A 20,733-nucleotide genomic window follows, 5' to 3' on the forward strand; every position below is an offset into this window, starting at 1 on the left:
AAAAATTTATGGGACGTAAACTAATTGGCATTGACTTAGATAAAACAACTTTGAATAATGCTGGTCAGATCTCTGACAAAACACGCCAAATAATTCAGAAAATGCAAGCCGCTGGTCATATTGTGGCCATTATAACGGGACGACCAGTACGTTTATCGACTAATATTTATCAAGAACTTGGCTTACGATCACCGATGATAAATTTTAATGGTGCGTTTGGTGACATGCCAAATACGTCGTGGGATCATGCGTATTCATTTCAAGTTGATCGCGAAATTGCCTTTGATTTAATTGAAAATGCAGCAGATATGGCGATTAAATCTGTGGTTGCAGAAAGTCGGGCAGATGTTTGGACTAATAATAAGATTGGACCAGAGAATCCGGTTGATGCTTTCTTTTTTCCACAAACAACAGATAAATATCATATGTTAGATCGTTTAAATTTAAAAACAAATATTAATTCTATTTTAATCGAAGCACAAAATAGTGATCATCAGGCAGAAATTCAGACATATGTGACGAATCGTTATGGTGCTGATCGTGTCACTGTGAAAACATGGGGTGCGACATCACCTATTTTGGAAATCGTGCCAGCTGGTGTCGCCAAAGATACAGGGTTACAAATTTTACAGAAAGCATATGATATTCAAAAAGATGATGTTTATGCTTTTGGGGATGAAATGAATGATTTTGAAATGATTGATTACGCTGCCCATGGTATTGTGATGAAAAATGGTAATCCAGCGTTACTTGCTATTGCGGACGATATCACGACCTATACAAATGAAGAAGACGGATTGGCAAAATATTTAGAAAAATTAATTGATTAGGATCGGATTGAACACCTTGTTAATCAGCACTGTTTGAATAGTAGAAAAACGTGTAAAATAAAATGTAATCTATCTAAAACAAGGAGTTTATGTCATGGTGGAGTTACCAAAAGACTACCGAGCCAAATATCGTCAATTAATGGGAGACGAGGCGGATGAATTCTTTGCCGCATTTGATCAGCCAGTTGTGAAAGCTTTTCGTGTTAATCCTTTGAAAGCCAATCAACACTTGTACGACACACCAACGTCAGGTCGCGTACCTTGGGGTGATTGGGGGTACTATGGTACCGCCAAGGGTCATTCAGTTGACCACACAACGGGTGTGATCTATTCGCAAGAACCATCAGCACAATTAGTCGGTGAATTAGCACGGCCAAAGCCAGGGGAACGTGTGCTTGACTTAGCAGCTGCGCCGGGTGGTAAATCAACCCATTTAGCATCATTTATGCAACAAGCTGGTTTATTAGTGTCGAACGAAATTTTTCGTAAACGGGCTCAAATTTTAAGTGAGAATGTGGAACGTTTTGGCATTCAAAATGCATTGGTGACCAACCATGCACCTCAAGAATTAGCTAAAAGATTCCCACAATATTTTGATCGTATTATTTTAGATGCGCCTTGTTCCGGTGAGGGAATGTTTCGTAAAGATCCAGATGCGATTCAGTATTGGCATCAGGATTATCCAGCAGAAAATGCCACTCGTCAGCGTGAAATTCTTGTTGAAACAATGAAAATGCTAAAACCGGGTGGCACATTAGTATACTCAACTTGTACATTTGCACCAGAAGAAGATGAACAGATCATTGCCTGGTTATTAAAAAAATATCCTGATTTACACATGGTGGATGTGCCAAAGCACGATGGCATGTCAGATGGTCGACCTGAATGGGCTGACCATAATCCAGAATTGACCAAAGCAGTTCGCCTTTTTCCACAATATGTTGTTGGTGAAGGCCATTTTATGGCAAAGATGCAATATCAACCAACAACAGTGACACCAGTGAAAGAACCTAAGTTAGCCAAATCTAATTTGACAGTTGAACAACAAAAATATTGGGCAGATTTTAAACAAACGATGGTACATGATTATCAACCAGGTACTTTGTTAACTTTTGGTGATCAACTATATGCTTTACCAGTTGACACACCAGATTTAAAAGGTCTGCAAGTGTTACGAGCTGGTCTACACTTGGGAACGTTTAAGAAAAAAAGGTTTGAACCAAGTTTGGCACTTGCATTGGCAGTTCAGCCAGAATTATTTACAAAACGTTATCAATTAACCGATGTGGAATGGCGCCAATATGTTCACGGTGATACATTTATGGTGCCAATCGCTGATGATCAGTTAGAAAATGGCTGGTACTTACTAGAAATGAATCATAATGGCGTGGGTTTTGGTAAATTAGTCAATCGTCAGATGAAGAATTTTTATCCCAAAGGATTACGGTTTGTTGTCCATGATCATCTGGTGAATTTGTCAGATGACATATACTAAATATAAAATCTTTTGGTAAAATAGCTATATCAAAGCATGAAAGGAATTAACATGGCAAACGAGCAAATTACGCGTGAAGAAGTTGAACATGTGGCTAACTTAGCAAAGTTAGCTTTAACAGATTCAGAAGCTGACATGTTTACAGATCATTTAGGTAAAATTTTTGATTTGGTGACAACGTTAGCTGAGGTAGATACAGAAAATGTGAAGCCAACATACTCAGTAACTGAGATGCATACAGTACTACGAGATGATGTAGCTAAGAATGCGCATCAATCGCAAGAATTGTTGCATAACGCACCAGAGCACCAAGACACTTTGATTAAAGTGCCTGCAATTCTTGATGGAGGAGCAGAAGGCTAATGGATTTTTTGCATACAGATATTGAAAAGTTACATGAACAGCTGGTAAACAAAGAAATCACAGCTGTTGATTTAGTAAAAGCTACTTTAGCAAACATCGAACAAACAGATGGCACGTATGATGCTTTTTTGACAACGATGGCCGACAAGGCATTGGCTGAAGCTGCCGCAATTGATGAGGCTGGCATTGATCCTGATAATGTTTTGTCAGGAATTCCATATGGTATCAAAGATAATTTGATGACCAAGGATGTCACAACAACGGCTGCTTCAAAAATCTTAGAAGGGTTTAAGCCAATTTATGATGCAACAGTCGTTTCACGTTTACGTGATCACGGTGCCGTTGGGGTTGGTAAGTTGAACATGGACGAATTTGCCATGGGGTCAACAACTGAAACTTCATATTATAAGCAAACTAAGAATGCTTGGGATCAAACAAAGGTTCCTGGTGGTTCTTCAGGTGGTTCCGCAGTCTCAGTTGCTGCTGGTGAAGTACCATTTGCTTTAGGAACTGATACGGGTGGTTCAATTCGTCAACCAGCAGCCTTTAACGGTATTGTCGGTATGAAACCAACGTATGGTCGTGTGTCACGTTTTGGTGTGATTGCTTTTGCATCGTCACTTGACCAAGTGGGTGTCTTTACGCGCCGTGTCAAGGATAATGCAACAGTCTTGGCAGCAATGGCGGGCCATGATGTGAATGATCAAACATCATCTGATCAAGATGTGCCTGATTATACGGCTCACTTAGATGGTGACATTAAGGGTATGAAGATTGCTGTCCCAACAGAATATTTTGCAGATGGTATTGATGAAGCAATTAAGACAACGATTCGTCAAGGTATCGAAAAGTTACGTGAGTTAGGCGCAACAGTTGATGAAGTGTCATTGCCACATACTGAATATGGTGTTGCAGCTTACTACATTCTAGCTTCTGCTGAGGCATCTTCAAACTTGCAACGTTTTGATGGTATCCGCTATGGTTTCCGGCCTGAAAATGTTAAGAATCTAGATGATTTGTATGTTCAAACACGGACACAAGGATTTGGTGATGAGGTCAAGCGTCGTATCATGCTTGGAACGTATTCACTATCAGCTGGTTCTTATGATGCATTCTTTAAGAAGGCTGCTCAAGTACGTACCTTGATGAATGATGATTTCCAAAAGGTCTTTGCTGATTACGATTTGATTGTGGCACCAACCACACCAAACGTTGCTTACGAATTTGGTGCTAACCAAGATGATCCTGAAGTAACGTACATGAATGACGTTTTGACTATCCCAGTTAATATGGCTGGTTTGCCAGGTATGTCTGTACCAGCTGGCTTTGTTGATGGTTTGCCAGTCGGTATGCAATTGATTGCTAACCGTTATCAAGAAGAAACCATTTATCGTGCCGCTTATGCTTATGAGCAAGCAACACGTTTATTCGAAAAAGTACCAGGAGGTAAGGACTAATGGCAGTGCCAAATTTTGAAACGACAATCGGACTTGAAGTCCACGTTGAGTTAAAGACAAACTCTAAGGCGATGTCACCTTCTCCCGTACAATATGGTGCCGAGCCTAACGCTAATACCAATGTTATCGACTGGGGTTATCCTGGTGTGCTACCACAAGCTAACAAGGGTGCTTTGGAATATGGTATGATGGCATCACTTGCTTTGAACGCTGATATTACGCGTGATTTGCATTGGGACCGTAAAAATTACTTCTATCCAGATAATCCTAAAGCCTACCAAATTACACAACAACAAGAGCCAATAGGTCGTGACGGTTGGTTAGAGATTGAATTTGAAGGCCAAAAGAAGCGTATTGGTATTACTGAATTGCACGTCGAAGAAGACGCTGGTAAAAATACGCACGGTACGGATGGTTATTCATACGTTGACTTGAACCGTCAAGGAACACCATTAATCGAAATTGTTGGTGCGCCTGATATTTCATCACCTGATGAAGCCTATGCTTATCTAGAAGCTTTGCGTCAAGCTATCCAATTTACGGGTATTTCTGATGTTAAGATGCAAGAAGGTTCAATGCGTGTTGATGCCAACATTTCAATTCGTCCAGTAGGGGCTAAGGAATATGGTACTAAGGTTGAGTTGAAGAACTTGAATTCTTTCAATTATGTTCGTAAAGCTTTGGCTTTTGAGGAAAATCGTCATGCTAAGATTTACATGTCTGGTGGTACCATCAAGCAACAAACACGTCGCTTTGACGAAGCAACGGGTGAGACTGTTTTGATGCGTGTGAAGGAGACGGCTGATGATTACCGTTACTTCCCGGAACCAGATTTGACACCAATTCATGTCACTGATGACTGGATTGAAGAAGTCCGTGAGAAGTTACCTGAAACTGCCAAAGATCGTAAGGCACGTTATGTTGATGAACTTGGGCTAGAAGTTTATGATTCTGAAGTCTTGACACAAACCTTAGCAATGTCTGATTTCTTTGATGCAACAGTTGCTGAAGGCGCTGATCCTAAGCGTGCAGCTAATTACTTGATGGGCGACGTTAACGCCTTTTTGAATGAGCAACAAGCTGATTTGGAAGCAACGCCGTTAACACCAAAACATTTGGCTGATATGATCAAGCTTATTGATGATGGTACGATTTCAACTAAGATGGCTAAAAAAGTCTTTAAGGCAATTACCAAAGGTGATGATCCAGTTGAATTCGTTGAAAAGAACGGTTTGAAGCAATTATCTGATCCAGCTGTTTTGACACCAATGATCGATGAAATTTTGGATAAAAATGAACAATCAATTATTGACTTTCATAATGGAAAAGATCGTGCGGTTGGCTTCTTAGTTGGTCAAATTATGAAGCAAACTAAAGGAAGTGCTAACCCAGCAGTTGTTAACCAATTGTTGATGGCTGGCTTGCAGGCTCGTAAGCCTGAATAAAGTTTCACATAGTATGCTATATTAGTATGTGAGCTATTGAGCAGTGTGATGGCTGCACTGCTCATACATAGATTAAATTAGGAGCATAACGTAATGAAAAGAGCACGCATTATCTATAATCCAACATCTGGCCGCGAGGCAATTCGACGAGACCTTGTTGATATTTTAGATGTTTATGAACAGGCTGGTTATGAAACAAGCGCTTTTGCGACAACACCCGAGCCAAATTCAGCAATGAATGAAGCTAAACGAGCTGCCCAAGCGGGATTTGATTTACTCGTGGCTGCTGGTGGTGATGGGACAATTAATGAAGTTGTTAATGGGATTGCGCCGTTAGACCAACGACCAATGATGGCCATCATTCCAGCTGGGACAACTAATGATTATGCACGTGCTTTGCGCATTCCGCGCGAAGATCCATTAGCTGCGGCTCGTGTTATTTTAAAGGGACATGCGGCAAAAATGGATATTGGGCAATCGAATGAGTCGTACTTTGTTAATATTGCGGCCGGTGGTTCATTGTCAGAGTTAACTTATTCAGTACCATCAAAATTAAAGTCAATGTATGGTTATTTAGCTTACCTTGTTAAGGGTGCAGAAATGTTAACCAGTATTAAACCGATGGATATTCATGTGAAATATGATGATGGTGAATTCAATGGGCAATCAGCCATGTTTTTTTTGGCATTAACCAATTCTGTGGGTGGTTTTGAGCAGATTGTGCCCGATGCGAAGCTAGATGATGGTAAGTTTACACTTTTAATTGTTAAAACAACGAAATTTTCTGAAATCTTAAACTTGGTTACCGAGGTATTAAAGGGTAAGCATGTTAACAATCCCAATTTAATTTATGCCAAGTCTGAACGTGTCGAAGTGTCATCATTGAAAAATGATAGAATTATGATCAATCTTGATGGTGAATATGGTGGGGATGCACCAGTGACATTTATTAATCATAAACAACATATTCAAATGGTTACGAATATTGATGATAGTTCAAGGGAAATGTTAATCAGTGAGCCTTTTAAATTAAATGATTAAAAATATATTTTATATCTTAGGAGAGTGTGACAAAAGACGTTTTGAAGCCGATTGTAACGATAAGGCTTCAGTCTTTTGTCACACGTTTAAAGGCGCTAATCTACCAATCAAAATTGATAGATTAGCGCCTTTTTCAGCTGATTATAACGACTTATGGCTCAGCCCCCTTTTATGCTAGTTATTAAAAATAATAGCTAACCATGAAAATATGTCGTTGATGACCAAAAAAAAATGACTTACCAATGGTGTACTTAAAATTCCTTCCTTTTTGAACATAATAAATCCTTTTTGATAATGATGACGGTTTGATGAATGATTTATAATTCATGAAAATGGTAAATTTAGGGGGCTATAGCAACATGAGCAGAAAAGGTATCAAAGAACATTATAAAATGTATAAGGATGGTAAACATTGGGCTTTTGTTAGTATGTCAGTTGTTACTGTCATGATAACAGGTGCTTTTAATGTTGGACATGTCAATGCAGATGTCAAAACAAATTATGCTGAATCGGAAAGTATTGACCATACCGGTGATAACACTATCAAATCAGTTAACTCTGATAATAATTCAGTGGTGACAAGAGATGCCACGACAGCACCCACATATAAGGCAGATTTAGTTGGCAATACTTTAGGAGATGGTATTCCTAATGACTCAAATAATGCCAATGTCAAGCAATCATTATTGAATTTGGGAATCACACAGCAAACAGTTGATTATTATAATAATAATCATAAATTTAATAATGATTCTATGCAAATGACATATCGTGTTGGGTTAAACAGTAATTATAATTATTCGCAATTAAAAGTCGTCCCAGAGCAAGATCTGGTTAATGATGCACCTTTAAGAGTATTAGCGGCTGCATATGTTTCGGGAGATACCGTGACATCATTGCCTTTTGTTAGAAATACTGATGGGAGTACAGCCATTGATTTAAGTCATCTTCCTGAAATAGGCGCTAACTCATATGTTATTTATGCCATACAACCTTTAAATTCTTCAGATGATGGCTCACATATGTTTTTACATAGTTCAAGTACGAGTGACTTTGAAATTTATGGTTCAGATAAATCAACCGGTGATCAGTATGTCAATGGCTCACAGTATGTATCGGAACACCCGGGATGGGGAACATTATGGGGAACATTTAACAACCAAACTAAGGTTAATATGAAAAGCAACGTTGAAATCTCTCGGGGAACAAATCAATCTTTGAAAGATTTTGTAAATGATTATGGCAATAATTCTGGTGGCACGTTTGATGTACTAGATAGTGAAGGTAAGTTGATATCAACGACGAAAGACAATTTTACTTTCGAAAATGATGGTACTTATTATGTGAAGTACTATGAAAAATTAGATAGTGGGGAATATATTTGGAATACAACCAAGGTCGTTGTTGCTGATCATAAAGCAGCTGATGTGACAGTCAACTATGAGGATGAAGCAGGCAAAGAGATCGCAACTTCAGAAACGATTAGTGGCAATATTGGTGATGACTATCAAGCACAACAAAAGCAGCTCGATGGATATACGTTTAAAGAAGTGAAGGGTAATCCAACCGGTAAATTAACCGACGAAAAGCAAACGGTGACCTATGTTTATACGAAGAATCCAGTGAAAGCAGCCAATGTGACGGTCAACTATGAGGATGAAAGTGGTAAAGAGATCGCAACGTCGGAAACGATTAGCGGCAATATTGGTGACGCCTATCACGCACAACAAAAGCAGCTCGATGGGTATACGTTTAAAGAAGTGAAGGGTAATCCAACCGGTAAATTAACCGACGAAAAGCAAACGGTGACCTATATTTATACGAAGAATCCAGTGAAAGCAGCCGATGTGACGGTCAACTATGAGGATGAAAGTGGTAAAGAGATCGCAACGTCGGAAACGATTAGCGGAAATATTGGTGACGCCTATCACGCACAACAAAAGCAGCTCGATGGGTACACGTTTAAAGAAGTAAAGGGCAATCCAACTGGTAAATTAACCGATGAAAAGCAAACGGTGACCTATGTTTATACAAAGGATTCAAACCCCAAGAATACAGAAGTAAATGGGCCAAAAAATGAAAACCACAATCAGGTTAATCAGACTTTGAGTACAACAAAAGCTGATAATTCATCGACAAAAACGAAACAGCCATTGACGAAAAAGATACAAGATGGGGTGAACACGATTTTGCCAAATACGGCAGCAAAACAAAAAGGTTATGTTAGTGTGATAAGTGTGTTGGCTGTATTAACTGGTATATTAATTTACTTCAAGAAACGTCAGTAATGCAGTTGCCAGCTAATATATAAAAAATGTGATATCAAATAAAATGAATCGTTTAAGTACAGGAAGATAAAAGACGGTTAAAGGCTGTTTCTGATATGTCATCAGGAACAGTCTTTTTTAAAAGCCAACTATTCGACTAAGTGTAGAAAGTAGTAAAAAATGGTTATTGGTCAAATTGTACTGATAGCAGAATTATTTAATTAAATAGCTTAAACATTAAGCAGCTGAATTTTTCATAAATTTAGTTGCTTTTTGTCTGTAGCTTTGCGAATAAAAACTATCTTTGAAGGCAATTAATATGCGCAAACGAAACATTTTAAAGTTTCGAAAACCATAGGCAGTCCGTTTAATGGCTTTAATTTTGTTATTAGCCCCTTCAACGGGACCGTTTGAGAACGGGTAAATAAAACTGTTTTTAATTTCTGGTAGGTGCTTACGCAAGGTCCGTTGGGCCTTTTTCATAGTTTCTGGCAAATGTTGGAAACGAGTTTCTTGCGTATTTGTTGTAACAGCTATTTGCAGTTGTTCAAAATCTTTATATCGTACGGCGTAAAGGATGTCTTGATAAAAATTATAAGCTGAACGTAGCTCTGGTGATAAGGTTAATAATCGATCGATGACCTCTTGATCGGTTAAATAAGCATAACGATAGTTTCGACGCTTTCGAAAATCAGTATAATTCAAAGTGGTTTCATCTTTCAAAAGCAGTTTCCAATATCGCTTTAACTGGCGATAAGCTCGTGAATCTGTACCATAGGATTTCATCGTTTGGATACGTGTTTGGTTTAATGCACGGTAAACTTGTGTGACAACATGAAATCTGTCGGCGATGATTTGAGCGTGTGGAAACAAGTCATGAATTATATTGCGATAAGGACTAAATAAATCAACGGTAATGGTTTTAACAGCAGCACGCGCTGCTGCTGAATATTGCTCAAAGTAATGGCGAAGACTATGATCGCCACGTTCACGCATGATATCTAATACGCGGTAGGTTGTACTGTCCATTAAAATCATGCTCATACCACTATTTTCCGCAAAGTTACCAGACTTAAAATCATCAAAAGCAATATGCTGAGGTAGATAATGAAAACTTGTTTTGTTGTAAGTAAAGAGTCCTTGCGCTTGACGCATCACAGTGTGTGATGAAATGTTATAGGCTTGGGCGATATGTTTTTGGCTAACATTTTCACTTAACTCCATGGCAGCTGCTTGTTTAACATTCGTCATGATATGATCACCTGATTTAATATCAGAAAATTCAGCTAGTGCTGTTCGATGACATTGTGGGCAGATGTATTTTTGTTTGCGAATCGCTAGCTGATTAAATATATTGGCAGCACGAGAGGCGATATGTTGGACGAATTTCATGCCATTCTTATTCATTAAACAAGCACAATGTGGACAATAATTATCATAAGATAATTTCAAATGCCAAATTTGTTGTCGAACGCCATTTTTTAAGACCGTGGTCATCACCTCCGAGGCTTGATCATCTAATTCAATACGTGTGTCTTTAATTCCGAGTAAAATCTTGATATACTTATCCATGTTAGAGGTCCTTTCAAAGGGATTTTGTGAGACAGACTAGTGGCTGCTGGTCTGTTTTTTTGTGTTTATAAATGAATTATACAAAAACAACAAAAAAAGCACTAATGACTAATCTGTCAGATTAGCTATCAGTACCAAATATTGTAGAACCTAAAAAAATTGAAATATAAAGTATTCATTTTATTCAGAAAGAGTACTGGAAAATTTGCTGAAATTAGTATTTAATTTGATGAATTATTTTCATTGATTAATTTCTGCTGATTAGTAGACAGATTAATAAAAATTAAAAAATGTAGTGACGATAGTGATAAATAAACGGTTAAATACGATAAGAAATCTTTTAATATATTTCTTTATATTGTTTATTTTCCATAATTAATGGAACTGAAAAATACTTTTTTGATTCAAATGATACAAAAAATGGCTTTCTCAAAGATTATTTTAAATTGTATAGTGGGTTATTCGAAATTGATGAATCATTGGTATGTAACTTTTATGATTGAAATATTTCATACTGTTACTTGTAATGATTGTTGATGATCTAAATTAAAAAAATGCAGGGATAAGTTCATGGATACATTATGTAATTTAAAGTTTTTGGGGCAATTATTAGAAATGGATATTGATTATTATCAAGAAAATGTTCGTAAAATAATACAAGGGAACCTCATTAGTCATTCATCAACGCGCATCTATCATATTTTAGACGTGTGTGTTGATCAATCATTTAATCTGGTACGTGATACTGATAATTATTATTTAGTGATTAATTTTGGCAATCAAGAATATTTAGTGATGCAACCAAAATTATCGGCACCATTATATTCAAGCAGGAATCTCGCTTTATTTACACTGGCACCACAAGTAAAACCAATTTTGCAATTTGCTTATCAACTGTTTAAGGAAGAAAGTGCACCTGATTGGCCACTTTACTCACTTTATTTGGATGATGCCATGAAAAAAAAGGATAAATCAACGGATTTTGATCCAATAAAGGAACAAGAAATGCATAATAACTTAGTTAAATTATTAGATGCATTTGATCAACAGGATGAAGAAAAGTTAATTTATTACTTAAGGTCTGAATTACGAATGAAACAATATGGGGCAATGTTTGGCGAAAAACATTATCTGCGTGGTCAAAAAGATACGTTAATTGCCTATATATCAATACTAAATGAGTCTGCTATCCGGCATAATTATTCTGTCGAAAATGCTTACTATATTTATAATCGAATTCTTGCAAAAATTGAAATGCAAGAAACAGAAATTTCATTTAACTTGTGGTTAGAAAATATCACTTTATACTACTTTAATGAAATGAAGAGATACTTTATAGTAAATAATTTGTTATTATCTGAAAAAATCAAAAGTTATATTCAAGAACATATTAGTTCGAAATTAACGTTGCAAGAACTCAGTGACTATTTTGGTTATTCAGAAAGATATTTGAATAAGAAATTTAAAGAAAAGTATGGCGTGACAATTAAACAATATGTTCTAAAAGAAAAAATTGAAATTGCGAAAAAAATGTTATTAACAACGAATTTTAGTATAAAATACATTGCTGCGAGGTTAAATTTTGCGACGACTAGTCATTTTGTTCAAGTATTTAAGACAACGTTAGATATGACGCCTAGTGAATATCGCAAAAAAATATCCTTAAAGACAGAAGAAGTTTTTTTAGATGAAATTGATTCTTCATCCAAAGCGATTTGATTAAAAGATGCCTTTTTCAAATAAACCTCGAAAGTAACAGTAACTTTCGAGGTTTTCTTGTGATAAAATGATTTCTTAGAAAAGCATATAAAAAAGGGACGGATAGGCTGATGGGGACGGTAGAAACGTATCGACAACTTGAATTAAGTTTAGGTGACGACTGGCAAATATTACCAAGTAAGCATAGTCGTGTAGGCATGTTAAAAGAGATTTTATCGTGGATAGGACACCCTGAGCGGCAATTATCAGTAATTCACATTGTGGGTTCAAATGGTAAAGGGTCAACGGGAGTGATGTTACGTAAAATATTGGTAACGGCTGGCTATCGTGTTGGCCATTTTTCAACACCAGCTATTTTGTCAGATCGTGAAGTTGTGACCATTAATGGCGAATTAATTAGTGAACAAGAAGTGATGTTTCATTACAAGCGGATCATGGTTGAAATTAAAAATCATGGTGGTGATGAACAAACTTTGACAAAATTTGAATTGTGGACGTTGATTGCGCTGTGTCATTTTGCTAAAAACGAAGTCCAATTTGCAATTATTGAAGCTGGGTTAGGTGGTACTGGGGATGCAACTAATGTTGTTGAAAAACCCCTAGTGGTTGCCGTGACAAAAATTTCTGATGATCATTCTAGTTTCTTCGGACATGATATTTTAAAAATTGCAGAAAATGTTGCAGGGGCGATCAAACCAGGCAGTTTGGTTGTTAATTATCCCGGTCAAGACATTGAAGTCTTTAACATTTTGCATGAGAAAGCAAAAGCTGTTGGTGCCATTTGGAATCCGTATCCCAAGCCCCAAATTACCCTTGTGAGATCTTCACCACAGGGATTAGTACTTAATGTTGATCAATTTGAGGGTTTGAAATTGTCTTTGACGGGTGCCTATCAGGCCAATAACCTGAGTACAGTGTTACAAGTTGTGACAATTCTCAGAAATAAGCGCATTACCTTAACAGATATGGCGATTGCAGAGGCTTTGTCTCACGTTAAGATTACGGGTCGTATGGAATTTGATAGTGAACATAATATTTTGTATGATGGTGCTCATAATCCGCACGGCATTACCAGTTTGGTGGCTGCTATTCGTTCATGGCATTTACCGTTTAAGCCCATCGTTATTTTGGGATTAATCAAGGGTAAAAACTATATTGATATGTTAGACGAGTTACTACCTTATGTTTCAACGGTTATTACGGTAACCCCAGATGCTAAAAATGCGATGTCGGCCGACGAACTTGCTGCACAAATTGTCATGATGAGTGATGTAGATGTTGAAATTGCGGATGATTCAACTGCTGCGATTACATTAGCTCGGCAAGTTCGAGAATCTTCTGAAGCACTGATTGTTGTCACAGGGTCATTTTATACATTACGTGCGATTGAAAAGGAAGAAGGAATATAAGGATGCCACGATTTGTGATTGCTTCAAATAACACGCATAAAACTGATGAAATGATTCGATATTTGGCAATTTTAGGATTAGTCGGTTTAAATTATCGACAATTGATTGCTGAAGTGACTTTTCCTGCAGAAACGACGGATAATATGGCAACCAATGCGTTAGTTAAGGCGCAAACGATTCATCGATTATTACCGGCAGAATATATCCTAGCTGATGATTCAGCACTATTTGTACCTGCTGTTCCAGATCATTTTGGTGTCACCACCATGCGAGAATTTAAAGCCCACCAGTTACGTGGAGATGATGAAATTAATCAATATGTGTTGCAAAAAATGCCAGAAGATGTGTCGCGAGAAGCTTATTTATTAGCTGATTTTGTGGTGATAACACCAGATAACCAAGTGTTTACTTCACAGGGTAAAGGCGGTATAAAATTGGTTCAAGTACCACGTGGCCATCGAAATGGGCTTGATCAATTATTAGAAACAGAAAATGGTCTTACTTTGGCGGAGATTGATTTACCTGAGCGTGTTCACTATGCGCACCGTGGTCGCGCAGCAATAAAAATGAAGACACAATTACAACAATCTGGCATATTATAATAAAGTATAAAATAGGAAAAGAGGACTAAGCGTGATGACACTCACTGCAGATAACATAACAACGTTATTAGCTGATCAAGATTTATTGATATCAGCACCCAATTATGATGGTGAGATACAACATTTAGCCTACAATTCGAAAGATGTTTTACCAGGGACACTGCTATTTATCAAAGGTAATTTCAAACCTGAGTATTTAGTAGATGCCATTGCAAAAGGGGTCATTGCCATTGTCGCCCCAGCAGATTTTAAACATACTTCAGAACTACCAACTTGGGTGGCAGATGATGTGCCAGCAGCGATGAGTATTGTTGCAATGGCGTATTATCGTTATCCACAAAATGACTTAGCATTGATTGGCATTACTGGTACAAAAGGCAAAACATCGACAGCTTACATGGCTTACGATATTTTACGGGCGTTTACACATGACAAAGTGGCTTTATCATCAACGCTCCAAGTGATTACAGGGAATGAGCCACAATTTCATTATCGCGCACATTTGACGACACCTGAATCGCTTGATTTATTTCGTTGGATGCGTGAGGCAGTTGATAATGGTATGACACATATGGTGATGGAAGTGTCATCACAAGCCTTTAAGATGCGCCGGGTTTATGGCTTACGGTACAATGTCGGTATTTTTCTTAATATTAGTCCAGATCATATTGGTGAAAATGAACATCCTACCTTTGAAGATTATTTACAACATAAGATGATGTTGTTTGATCATTCGGAACAAATCGTTCTTAATGTGGATACAGATCATTTTGGTGAACTGATTGCGCACGCTGAATTAACGGTGCCTCGTGATGGTATTTGGCTATATGGCCAAGAAGATGTGGATTCACCGAAAGCAGATGCTTATTTTGAAACGATGACAGCAAACCTTCATGGCAGTGTCTTTAAAGTACGTGAAGTTGGTCAACAAGCAGCCCATTTACACATTGCTGGCGAATACAAGTTAAATATGCCAGGTGATTTTAATCAGAGTAATGCGTTAGCAGCAATGATTGCAACACGTTTAGTGGGGGCTGATGCACCTGCCATGGTAGAAGGCCTTGAAATTGTGAAAGTACCAGGTCGAATGCAAGTATTGAACACACAAGCTCATGGGACGATCTATGTTGATTATGCACACAATTATGCATCAATTACGGCGTTATTACAGTTTGTGCGACAAAACGAGTCAGTGAATCAGTTGATTATTGTGGTGGGAGCACCTGGCAACAAAGGTGTGTCACGTCGTCCAGGTATTGGTAAAGCCGTCAGTGAAGGAGCCGATATTGTTTATCTGACAAGTGATGATCCACAGTATGAAGACCCAGCAAAAATTGCGGATGAAATTCAAGCAACGATTACAAATCCGGCTGTGACAATTCACCGCGAATTAGATCGAACAACTGCCATTACGGCAGCTATTCAAAGTGCTAGACCAGATGACGTTGTTGTCTTAGCCGCCAAAGGATTGGATGAATATCAAAAGATAAATGGAGTCGATACACCGTATGAAAATGACTGGGCGGTTGCTAATCGCGTCGTTTCTGAATTAGAGCGCTAGTCTTTGGGGTAAAAATTTGTTATAATTTATAGAATTGTCATAATTATGACGAACGATTAATCATTTAAAAAAACCTCAGTGATAAAGTAAAGGGGATAGCACCATGGCTAAAGAACCAGTAGAAAATACGTCTGAATTTGATGTCGGTGATTTTGTTGCCGGTAAGAAATTTGCAAATTTTGAACATGACTTTAAAGGGATCGTTGAAAAAATTTATGAACATTCATTATTAGTAGTCATTACTGAAAATGATCCAGAAGATGATGCGACTGTGAATGAGTATAACCATCGCGCGGTATTACGGATGTCAGAGACTAAGATCCTGGTTAAGACAGATAATCCGGCACCACGCCCTTCAGAAGATGACGCTGAAGAAGATGATGAAGAAAAGGCTAAAGGAGACCAAGCTTAATGGATTATAAGAATCAAATTGCAGAAACAATTGCTGCAGTCGTTCCTGAATTGGATAATGCAACGATTCTTTCAAAAATTGAAGTACCTAAGGATACAAGCATGGGTGACTATGCGTTTCCAACATTTTTACTAGCAAAAGCTCGACGCATGGCACCGCAACAAATTGCCACAGAGATTGTTGCAACCATTGCTACGGACAACTTTAAAGCAGTAAAAGCGGTTGGCCCTTATGTTAACTTCTTTTTGGATCAAGCCCAATTTGGTGCTGATACGTTAGCTGAAGTGCTACGTGATTCAGATTATGGTCATAATACTGATGGTGAAGCAGGACATATCACTATTGATATGTCATCACCTAATATTGCAAAGCCGATGTCAATGGGACACCTTCGTTCAACGGTTATTGGTAATTCTTTAGCAGAAATTGCGAAAGCCAATGGTTACCAACCAATTAAAATTAATCATTTAGGTGACTGGGGAACACAATTTGGTAAGCTGATGTCAGCGTATAAGCGTTGGGGTTCTGAAGAAGAGGTAAAGGCTGATCCAATTAATACATTGGTAAAGTATTATGTACGTTTCCATAAAGAAGCCGAAACGCAACCTGAATTGAATGACGAAGGTCGTGCTTGGTTCAAAAAGCTTGAAGATGGTGACGAAGAAGCCCACCGGTTGTGGTCATGGTTCCGTGAAGAATCTTTGAAAGAGTTCATGGAATTATACAATGAGTTAGATATTGATTTTGATTCTTTCAATGGGGAAGCCTTTTATAACGATAAAATGGACGCAGTCATTGAGACATTAAAAGAAAAGAACTTACTAGTTGAATCACAAGGGGCTCAAGTTGTTGATTTAAGTGATCAGAATTTAAATGTTGCCATGATTCAACGAACAGATGGTGCAACTTTGTACATGACACGTGATTTGGCAGCCGCAATTTTCCGTAAGAACAACTATAACTTTGTGAAATCATTGTATGTGGTTGGTGGTGAACAACGTGAGCACTTTATGCAATTGAAGGCAGTCTTGAAGAAAATGGGCTATGCTTGGTCAGATGATATTGAACATATTTCATTTGGTATGATTACAGTTGATGGTAAAAAGTTGTCAACACGTTCAGGACGAATTATCTTATTGAAAGATGTGTTAGCTGATTCTGTTAAATTGGCAACAGATCAAATCAACGAAAAGAATCCAAATCTTGCAAATAAAGCAGAAGTAGCACATGAAGTTGGTACTGGTGCCGTTGTCTTCCATGATTTGATGAATGAACGTATCGGTAACTTTGATTTTAAGTTAGAAGAAGTGGTTCGTTTTGAAGGTGATACGGGGCCATATGTTCAATACACTAATGCTCGTGCGCAATCTATCTTGCGTAAAGCTGGTAAGCCTGAATTAGATTTGACGAATTTGGTTATCAATGATGATCAAGTTTGGGAAACTGAAAAGTTAGTGGCTAATTTTGGTGATATTGTGCGTCGCGCATGGCGTGATCGCGAACCATCTGTGATTGCAAAATATGCATTGAACTTAGCACGTGCTTTTAATAAGTATTATGCTAATTCAAAGATTTTGGTTGAGGATGAACAACGAAATGCGCGTTTAGCCTTAGTGACTGCTGTTTCATATGTTTTGACAGAATCACTACGTTTATTAGGCGTAAAAGCACCTCAAGAAATGTAATGAACAAAAGGGTCGAAGTAACTACCAAATAGGGGGTTGCTTCGACCTTTTATCGTCACGAGTTCAGTGATATTTTTTTGATGATATACAGGCAAATTTAAGCTAAATCGGGGATTATGATAAAATGGTACAAGTGACGGTAGTAACTCATCAGTCATAATGACGAAGTGAAGAAGAGGAATAAAAAACATGGCTCTAAAAAAACAAGAACGGCAAGCAATGATTCTTGAGATTTTGGCACATGATGTGATTGATTCTCAAGAAGAGATTATGCAACGCTTGCAACAAGCAGGTATTGCAGTGACTCAAGCGACCGTTTCGCGTGATATTAAAGAACTGCGAATTGTACGGCAACCGGATGCCACGGGACGTTCACGTTACCAAGTCATGGTAGATGCGAATAATCCGATTAGTAATGAAGGTAGTCAGATTGAACAAGGTTTTGCTGATATGGCTGAATCAATTGTTCCAGTAGCTTTTATGATTGTTGTCAAAACAACGCAGGGTAATGGGAACCGTTTAGCAGCGATGATTGATGATGCAGAAATTGCTGATGTTGTTGGGACACTCGCAGGTCATAATACGATTTATGTGACAACACCATCAGCAGAAGCTGCTGAGATCGTAGCGGCACAATTTAATAAATGGATACGATGATATGAGAGCATTCTTTAAAGGATTAAAAGATTGGTTGCGGCAAAAAATGACACCAGTAACGACTTGGTTACGTCATTTCTTTGGTCCATTCATTCGCTGGCATCAAAGATTTATACAGCCAGTTTGCAGTTGGGTGAAGCGAACTTTTGGCCCATTTTGGCATAGATTTCAAATTAATCGTTGGTTGATTGCGTTACTATTGACTATTTTCTTGGTCGTCAGCGTTTTAGGAACGTTTGAAGCGAAAACAACGGATGTTTCAGATTTAAAACGACGCTTGCAATCAACAACAGAAATTTATGATGCTTCTGGTAATAAATCGGGTAGTTTGTCCGGTCAAAAGGGAACCTATGTGAAATTTAATCAAATTTCTCCCCATGCAGTTAATGCTGTTTTAGCGACAGAAGATCGCAACTTCTATAAAGAACACGGTTTTTCAGTTAGAGGCATGACCCGAGGTGTGTTGACAACGATTTGGTACCGTATTCGAGGTAGCAACGTATCGGTCGGTGGATCAACGCTAACACAACAGTTAGTGAAAAATGCCTTCTTGAGTCAAGATCAAACGGTTATTCGTAAAGTTCGTGAGCTGTTTTTATCAATTCAGGTTGAAAAAGAATATTCGAAACATGATATTTTAGCAATGTATTTGAATAATGCTTACTTTGGACATGGTGTTTGGGGGATTCAAGATGCTGCGCAAAAATATTTTGGTGTGAATGCTGCAAACTTGTCGGTAACACAAAGTGCGATGCTTATTGGTATGTTACAATCACCAAATGGTTATGATCCATTGACTTATAAGACTGCTGCGAAAGAACGACGAGATCAAGTCTTACAAAATATGGTGTCGACAAAGTATTTGACTCAAGCGCAAGCAAATTACAATGCCAATTTGGCACTTGGGGCCTCTAATCATGATGTTGATACATCAAATTATAATTATCCGTATTATTTTGATTCAGTGATTAACGAAGCAATCAATAAATATGGATTAAAAGAACAAGACATTCTAAATAATGGGTATAAGATATATACAACATTGAATCAAAAGGACCAAACCAACTTACAAAATGATTATGATGATGCAACACTTAATCCAATCGGTGAAGGTTCACAAGCAGCATCAATTGTCATGGACGCGAAAACTGGCGGTGTTAGAGCTGTAGTTGGTGGTCGTGGTGATCACGTCTTTAGGGGATTTAATCGGGCAACCCAATCAAAACGTTCACCTGGTTCAACAATTAAACCAATTGTTGATTATGCACCGTCTCTATCACGTGGCTTTTCTTATGATTCAGATTTGAAGAATAGTACGATGAGTTTTGGAACAAATGGTTATTCACCGTCAAATTATGGTAATTACACCAGTAAGGCGATTCCAATGTACAAGGCGTTGGAGAATTCTTATAATATTCCGGCAGTTTGGTTGCTTGATCAAATGGGTGTTTCTGCTGGTTACAATGCAGGGATTAAGGCTGGGTTACCATTAACCAAGTCAGATAAGAATCTTGCGTTAGCAATTGGTGGGTTGAAAAAGGGTGTGACACCATTACAATTGACGCAAGCTTATACAAGTTTTGCCAACGGTGGTCAAATGAGCGAAGGTCATTTCATTACTAAAATTGTTGATGCTTCTGGTAAAACAATTGTCCAAGCGAAAGAAAAGCATACGCGTCTGTGGTCGAGGCGAGTGGCGAATGAAATGACGTCAATGATGTTAGGCGTTTATACGCACGGTACTGGGGTGTCAGCTGATCCAAGTGGTTATGACGTTGCTGGTAAGACGGGAACGACAGAAGTTTCAGGAACTGACTCAACGAGTGACAATGCCACAGATTCATGGGCGATTGCATATACACCAGATGTGGTTGTAACGACTTGGACAGGGTATGATGAAACAGATGCGAGTCATACGATTTCTGCTTACTTATCACAAACTTCGGGACCGTTGATGAAGACAACGCTTGAACAGGTTTTGCCGAACACAAAACAAACAAAATTTAGTGTCAAGAGTGTGCGTGCAAAGTTATCAACAACTGAAGATGCGGCTTCAAATAAGAACAATGGCTTATCCGATAATATTTCAGGCATTGGAGATGAGATTAAAAGTGGTGCGTCAAGTGCTTGGAGCAATGTGAAGGATGGCGCGAAAAAAGCCTGGTCAGGAATTCAATCATTATTACCACAATAATAATAAAATATGCGATAATGGAAA

16 protein-coding genes are annotated in these 20,733 nt (G+C 38.0%); 15 read left to right on the forward strand and 1 reads right to left on the reverse strand.

Annotated elements, in window-relative coordinates; translation table 11 throughout:
- Positions 1–8: 8 nt before the first annotated feature.
- The 7 genes from AC3B5D_RS01610 (at position 9) to AC3B5D_RS01640 (ending at position 8,919) form a co-directional block, all read left to right on the forward strand.
- Entirely contained in the window at positions 9–830 is an 822-nt protein-coding gene (locus tag AC3B5D_RS01610; protein ID WP_489839841.1) for a Cof-type HAD-IIB family hydrolase, read from the forward strand.
- A gap of 94 nt (positions 831–924) precedes the next feature.
- Entirely contained in the window at positions 925–2,325 is a 1,401-nt protein-coding gene (locus tag AC3B5D_RS01615) for an RsmF rRNA methyltransferase first C-terminal domain-containing protein (protein ID WP_489839840.1), read from the forward strand.
- 51 nt (positions 2,326–2,376) lie between these two features.
- Entirely contained in the window at positions 2,377–2,688 is a 312-nt protein-coding gene (gatC, locus tag AC3B5D_RS01620) for an Asp-tRNA(Asn)/Glu-tRNA(Gln) amidotransferase subunit GatC (RefSeq protein ID WP_489839839.1), read from the forward strand.
- A complete protein-coding gene (gene gatA / locus AC3B5D_RS01625) occupies positions 2,688–4,145 on the forward strand; it encodes an Asp-tRNA(Asn)/Glu-tRNA(Gln) amidotransferase subunit GatA (protein ID WP_489839838.1) in 1,458 nt (485 codons plus the stop codon). Before gatC ends, gatA begins: the two co-directional genes overlap by 1 nt.
- Positions 4,145–5,590 carry an Asp-tRNA(Asn)/Glu-tRNA(Gln) amidotransferase subunit GatB gene (gatB, locus tag AC3B5D_RS01630; protein ID WP_489839837.1) on the forward strand — a complete coding sequence of 482 codons (1,446 nt, stop codon included), beginning with the start codon at positions 4,145–4,147 and terminating at the stop codon, positions 5,588–5,590. Before gatA ends, gatB begins: the two co-directional genes overlap by 1 nt.
- Positions 5,591–5,683: 93 nt before the next feature.
- Positions 5,684–6,631: a diacylglycerol kinase gene (locus AC3B5D_RS01635; RefSeq protein ID WP_489839836.1), complete on the forward strand. Its 948-nt coding sequence runs from the start codon at positions 5,684–5,686 to the stop codon at positions 6,629–6,631.
- A 359-nt stretch (positions 6,632–6,990) separates the two neighbouring features.
- Positions 6,991–8,919 carry a MucBP domain-containing protein gene (locus AC3B5D_RS01640; RefSeq protein ID WP_489839835.1) on the forward strand — a complete coding sequence of 643 codons (1,929 nt, stop codon included), beginning with the start codon at positions 6,991–6,993 and terminating at the stop codon, positions 8,917–8,919.
- Between the two features lie 216 nt (positions 8,920–9,135).
- Here AC3B5D_RS01640 and AC3B5D_RS01645 read toward each other — a convergent pair whose 3' ends face one another.
- Positions 9,136–10,470: an ISL3 family transposase gene (locus tag AC3B5D_RS01645; protein WP_489839388.1), complete on the reverse strand. Its 1,335-nt coding sequence runs from the start codon at positions 10,468–10,470 to the stop codon at positions 9,136–9,138.
- A gap of 570 nt (positions 10,471–11,040) precedes the next feature.
- Between AC3B5D_RS01645 and AC3B5D_RS01650 the strand changes: the two genes are divergently transcribed.
- From AC3B5D_RS01650 to AC3B5D_RS01685, 8 genes are all read left to right on the forward strand, one after another.
- A complete protein-coding gene (locus tag AC3B5D_RS01650) occupies positions 11,041–12,189 on the forward strand; it encodes a helix-turn-helix domain-containing protein (protein ID WP_489839834.1) in 1,149 nt (382 codons plus the stop codon).
- 110 nt (positions 12,190–12,299) lie between these two features.
- Positions 12,300–13,598, forward strand: a complete 1,299-nt coding sequence (locus AC3B5D_RS01655) for a bifunctional folylpolyglutamate synthase/dihydrofolate synthase (RefSeq protein ID WP_489839833.1) — start codon at positions 12,300–12,302, stop codon at positions 13,596–13,598.
- Between the two features lie 2 nt (positions 13,599–13,600).
- Positions 13,601–14,200, forward strand: a complete 600-nt coding sequence (locus tag AC3B5D_RS01660; RefSeq protein ID WP_489839832.1) for a non-canonical purine NTP pyrophosphatase — start codon at positions 13,601–13,603, stop codon at positions 14,198–14,200.
- Between the two features lie 34 nt (positions 14,201–14,234).
- Positions 14,235–15,761 carry a UDP-N-acetylmuramoyl-L-alanyl-D-glutamate--2,6-diaminopimelate ligase gene (locus AC3B5D_RS01665; RefSeq protein WP_489839831.1) on the forward strand — a complete coding sequence of 509 codons (1,527 nt, stop codon included), beginning with the start codon at positions 14,235–14,237 and terminating at the stop codon, positions 15,759–15,761.
- Between the two features lie 103 nt (positions 15,762–15,864).
- On the forward strand, positions 15,865–16,173 hold the full coding sequence (locus AC3B5D_RS01670; protein WP_489839830.1) for a hypothetical protein: 309 nt from the start codon (positions 15,865–15,867) through the stop codon (positions 16,171–16,173).
- On the forward strand, positions 16,173–17,858 hold the full coding sequence (gene argS, locus AC3B5D_RS01675; protein ID WP_489839829.1) for an arginine--tRNA ligase: 1,686 nt from the start codon (positions 16,173–16,175) through the stop codon (positions 17,856–17,858). Before AC3B5D_RS01670 ends, argS begins: the two co-directional genes overlap by 1 nt.
- 189 nt (positions 17,859–18,047) lie before the next feature.
- The gene (locus tag AC3B5D_RS01680) at positions 18,048–18,515 is read left to right on the forward strand and encodes an arginine repressor (RefSeq protein ID WP_489839828.1); all 468 of its coding nucleotides are present in this window, start codon (positions 18,048–18,050) and stop codon (positions 18,513–18,515) included.
- A gap of 1 nt (position 18,516) precedes the next feature.
- Positions 18,517–20,709 (forward strand): transglycosylase domain-containing protein, encoded by a 2,193-nt coding sequence (locus AC3B5D_RS01685; RefSeq protein ID WP_489839827.1) that lies wholly within the window; start codon positions 18,517–18,519, stop codon positions 20,707–20,709.
- The last annotated feature ends 24 nt before the right edge of the window (positions 20,710–20,733 follow it).

The organism is Weissella sp. ESL1177, assembly GCF_058107185.1.

What these genes read in the sequence shown, in the direction of transcription:
- AC3B5D_RS01610 (WP_489839841.1), top strand. Translation starts at nt 9, where the DNA reads ATGGGACGTAAACTAATTGGCATTGACTTAGATAAAACAACTTTGAAT.
- AC3B5D_RS01615 (WP_489839840.1), top strand. Translation starts at nt 925, where the DNA reads ATGGTGGAGTTACCAAAAGACTACCGAGCCAAATATCGTCAATTAATG.
- gatC (WP_489839839.1), top strand. Translation starts at nt 2,377, where the DNA reads ATGGCAAACGAGCAAATTACGCGTGAAGAAGTTGAACATGTGGCTAAC.
- gatA (WP_489839838.1), top strand. Translation starts at nt 2,688, where the DNA reads ATGGATTTTTTGCATACAGATATTGAAAAGTTACATGAACAGCTGGTA.
- gatB (WP_489839837.1), top strand. Translation starts at nt 4,145, where the DNA reads ATGGCAGTGCCAAATTTTGAAACGACAATCGGACTTGAAGTCCACGTT.
- AC3B5D_RS01635 (WP_489839836.1), top strand. Translation starts at nt 5,684, where the DNA reads ATGAAAAGAGCACGCATTATCTATAATCCAACATCTGGCCGCGAGGCA.
- AC3B5D_RS01640 (WP_489839835.1), top strand. Translation starts at nt 6,991, where the DNA reads ATGAGCAGAAAAGGTATCAAAGAACATTATAAAATGTATAAGGATGGT.
- AC3B5D_RS01645 (WP_489839388.1), bottom strand. Translation starts at nt 10,470, where the DNA reads ATGGATAAGTATATCAAGATTTTACTCGGAATTAAAGACACACGTATT.
- AC3B5D_RS01650 (WP_489839834.1), top strand. Translation starts at nt 11,041, where the DNA reads ATGGATACATTATGTAATTTAAAGTTTTTGGGGCAATTATTAGAAATG.
- AC3B5D_RS01655 (WP_489839833.1), top strand. Translation starts at nt 12,300, where the DNA reads ATGGGGACGGTAGAAACGTATCGACAACTTGAATTAAGTTTAGGTGAC.
- AC3B5D_RS01660 (WP_489839832.1), top strand. Translation starts at nt 13,601, where the DNA reads ATGCCACGATTTGTGATTGCTTCAAATAACACGCATAAAACTGATGAA.
- AC3B5D_RS01665 (WP_489839831.1), top strand. Translation starts at nt 14,235, where the DNA reads ATGACACTCACTGCAGATAACATAACAACGTTATTAGCTGATCAAGAT.
- AC3B5D_RS01670 (WP_489839830.1), top strand. Translation starts at nt 15,865, where the DNA reads ATGGCTAAAGAACCAGTAGAAAATACGTCTGAATTTGATGTCGGTGAT.
- argS (WP_489839829.1), top strand. Translation starts at nt 16,173, where the DNA reads ATGGATTATAAGAATCAAATTGCAGAAACAATTGCTGCAGTCGTTCCT.
- AC3B5D_RS01680 (WP_489839828.1), top strand. Translation starts at nt 18,048, where the DNA reads ATGGCTCTAAAAAAACAAGAACGGCAAGCAATGATTCTTGAGATTTTG.
- AC3B5D_RS01685 (WP_489839827.1), top strand. Translation starts at nt 18,517, where the DNA reads ATGAGAGCATTCTTTAAAGGATTAAAAGATTGGTTGCGGCAAAAAATG.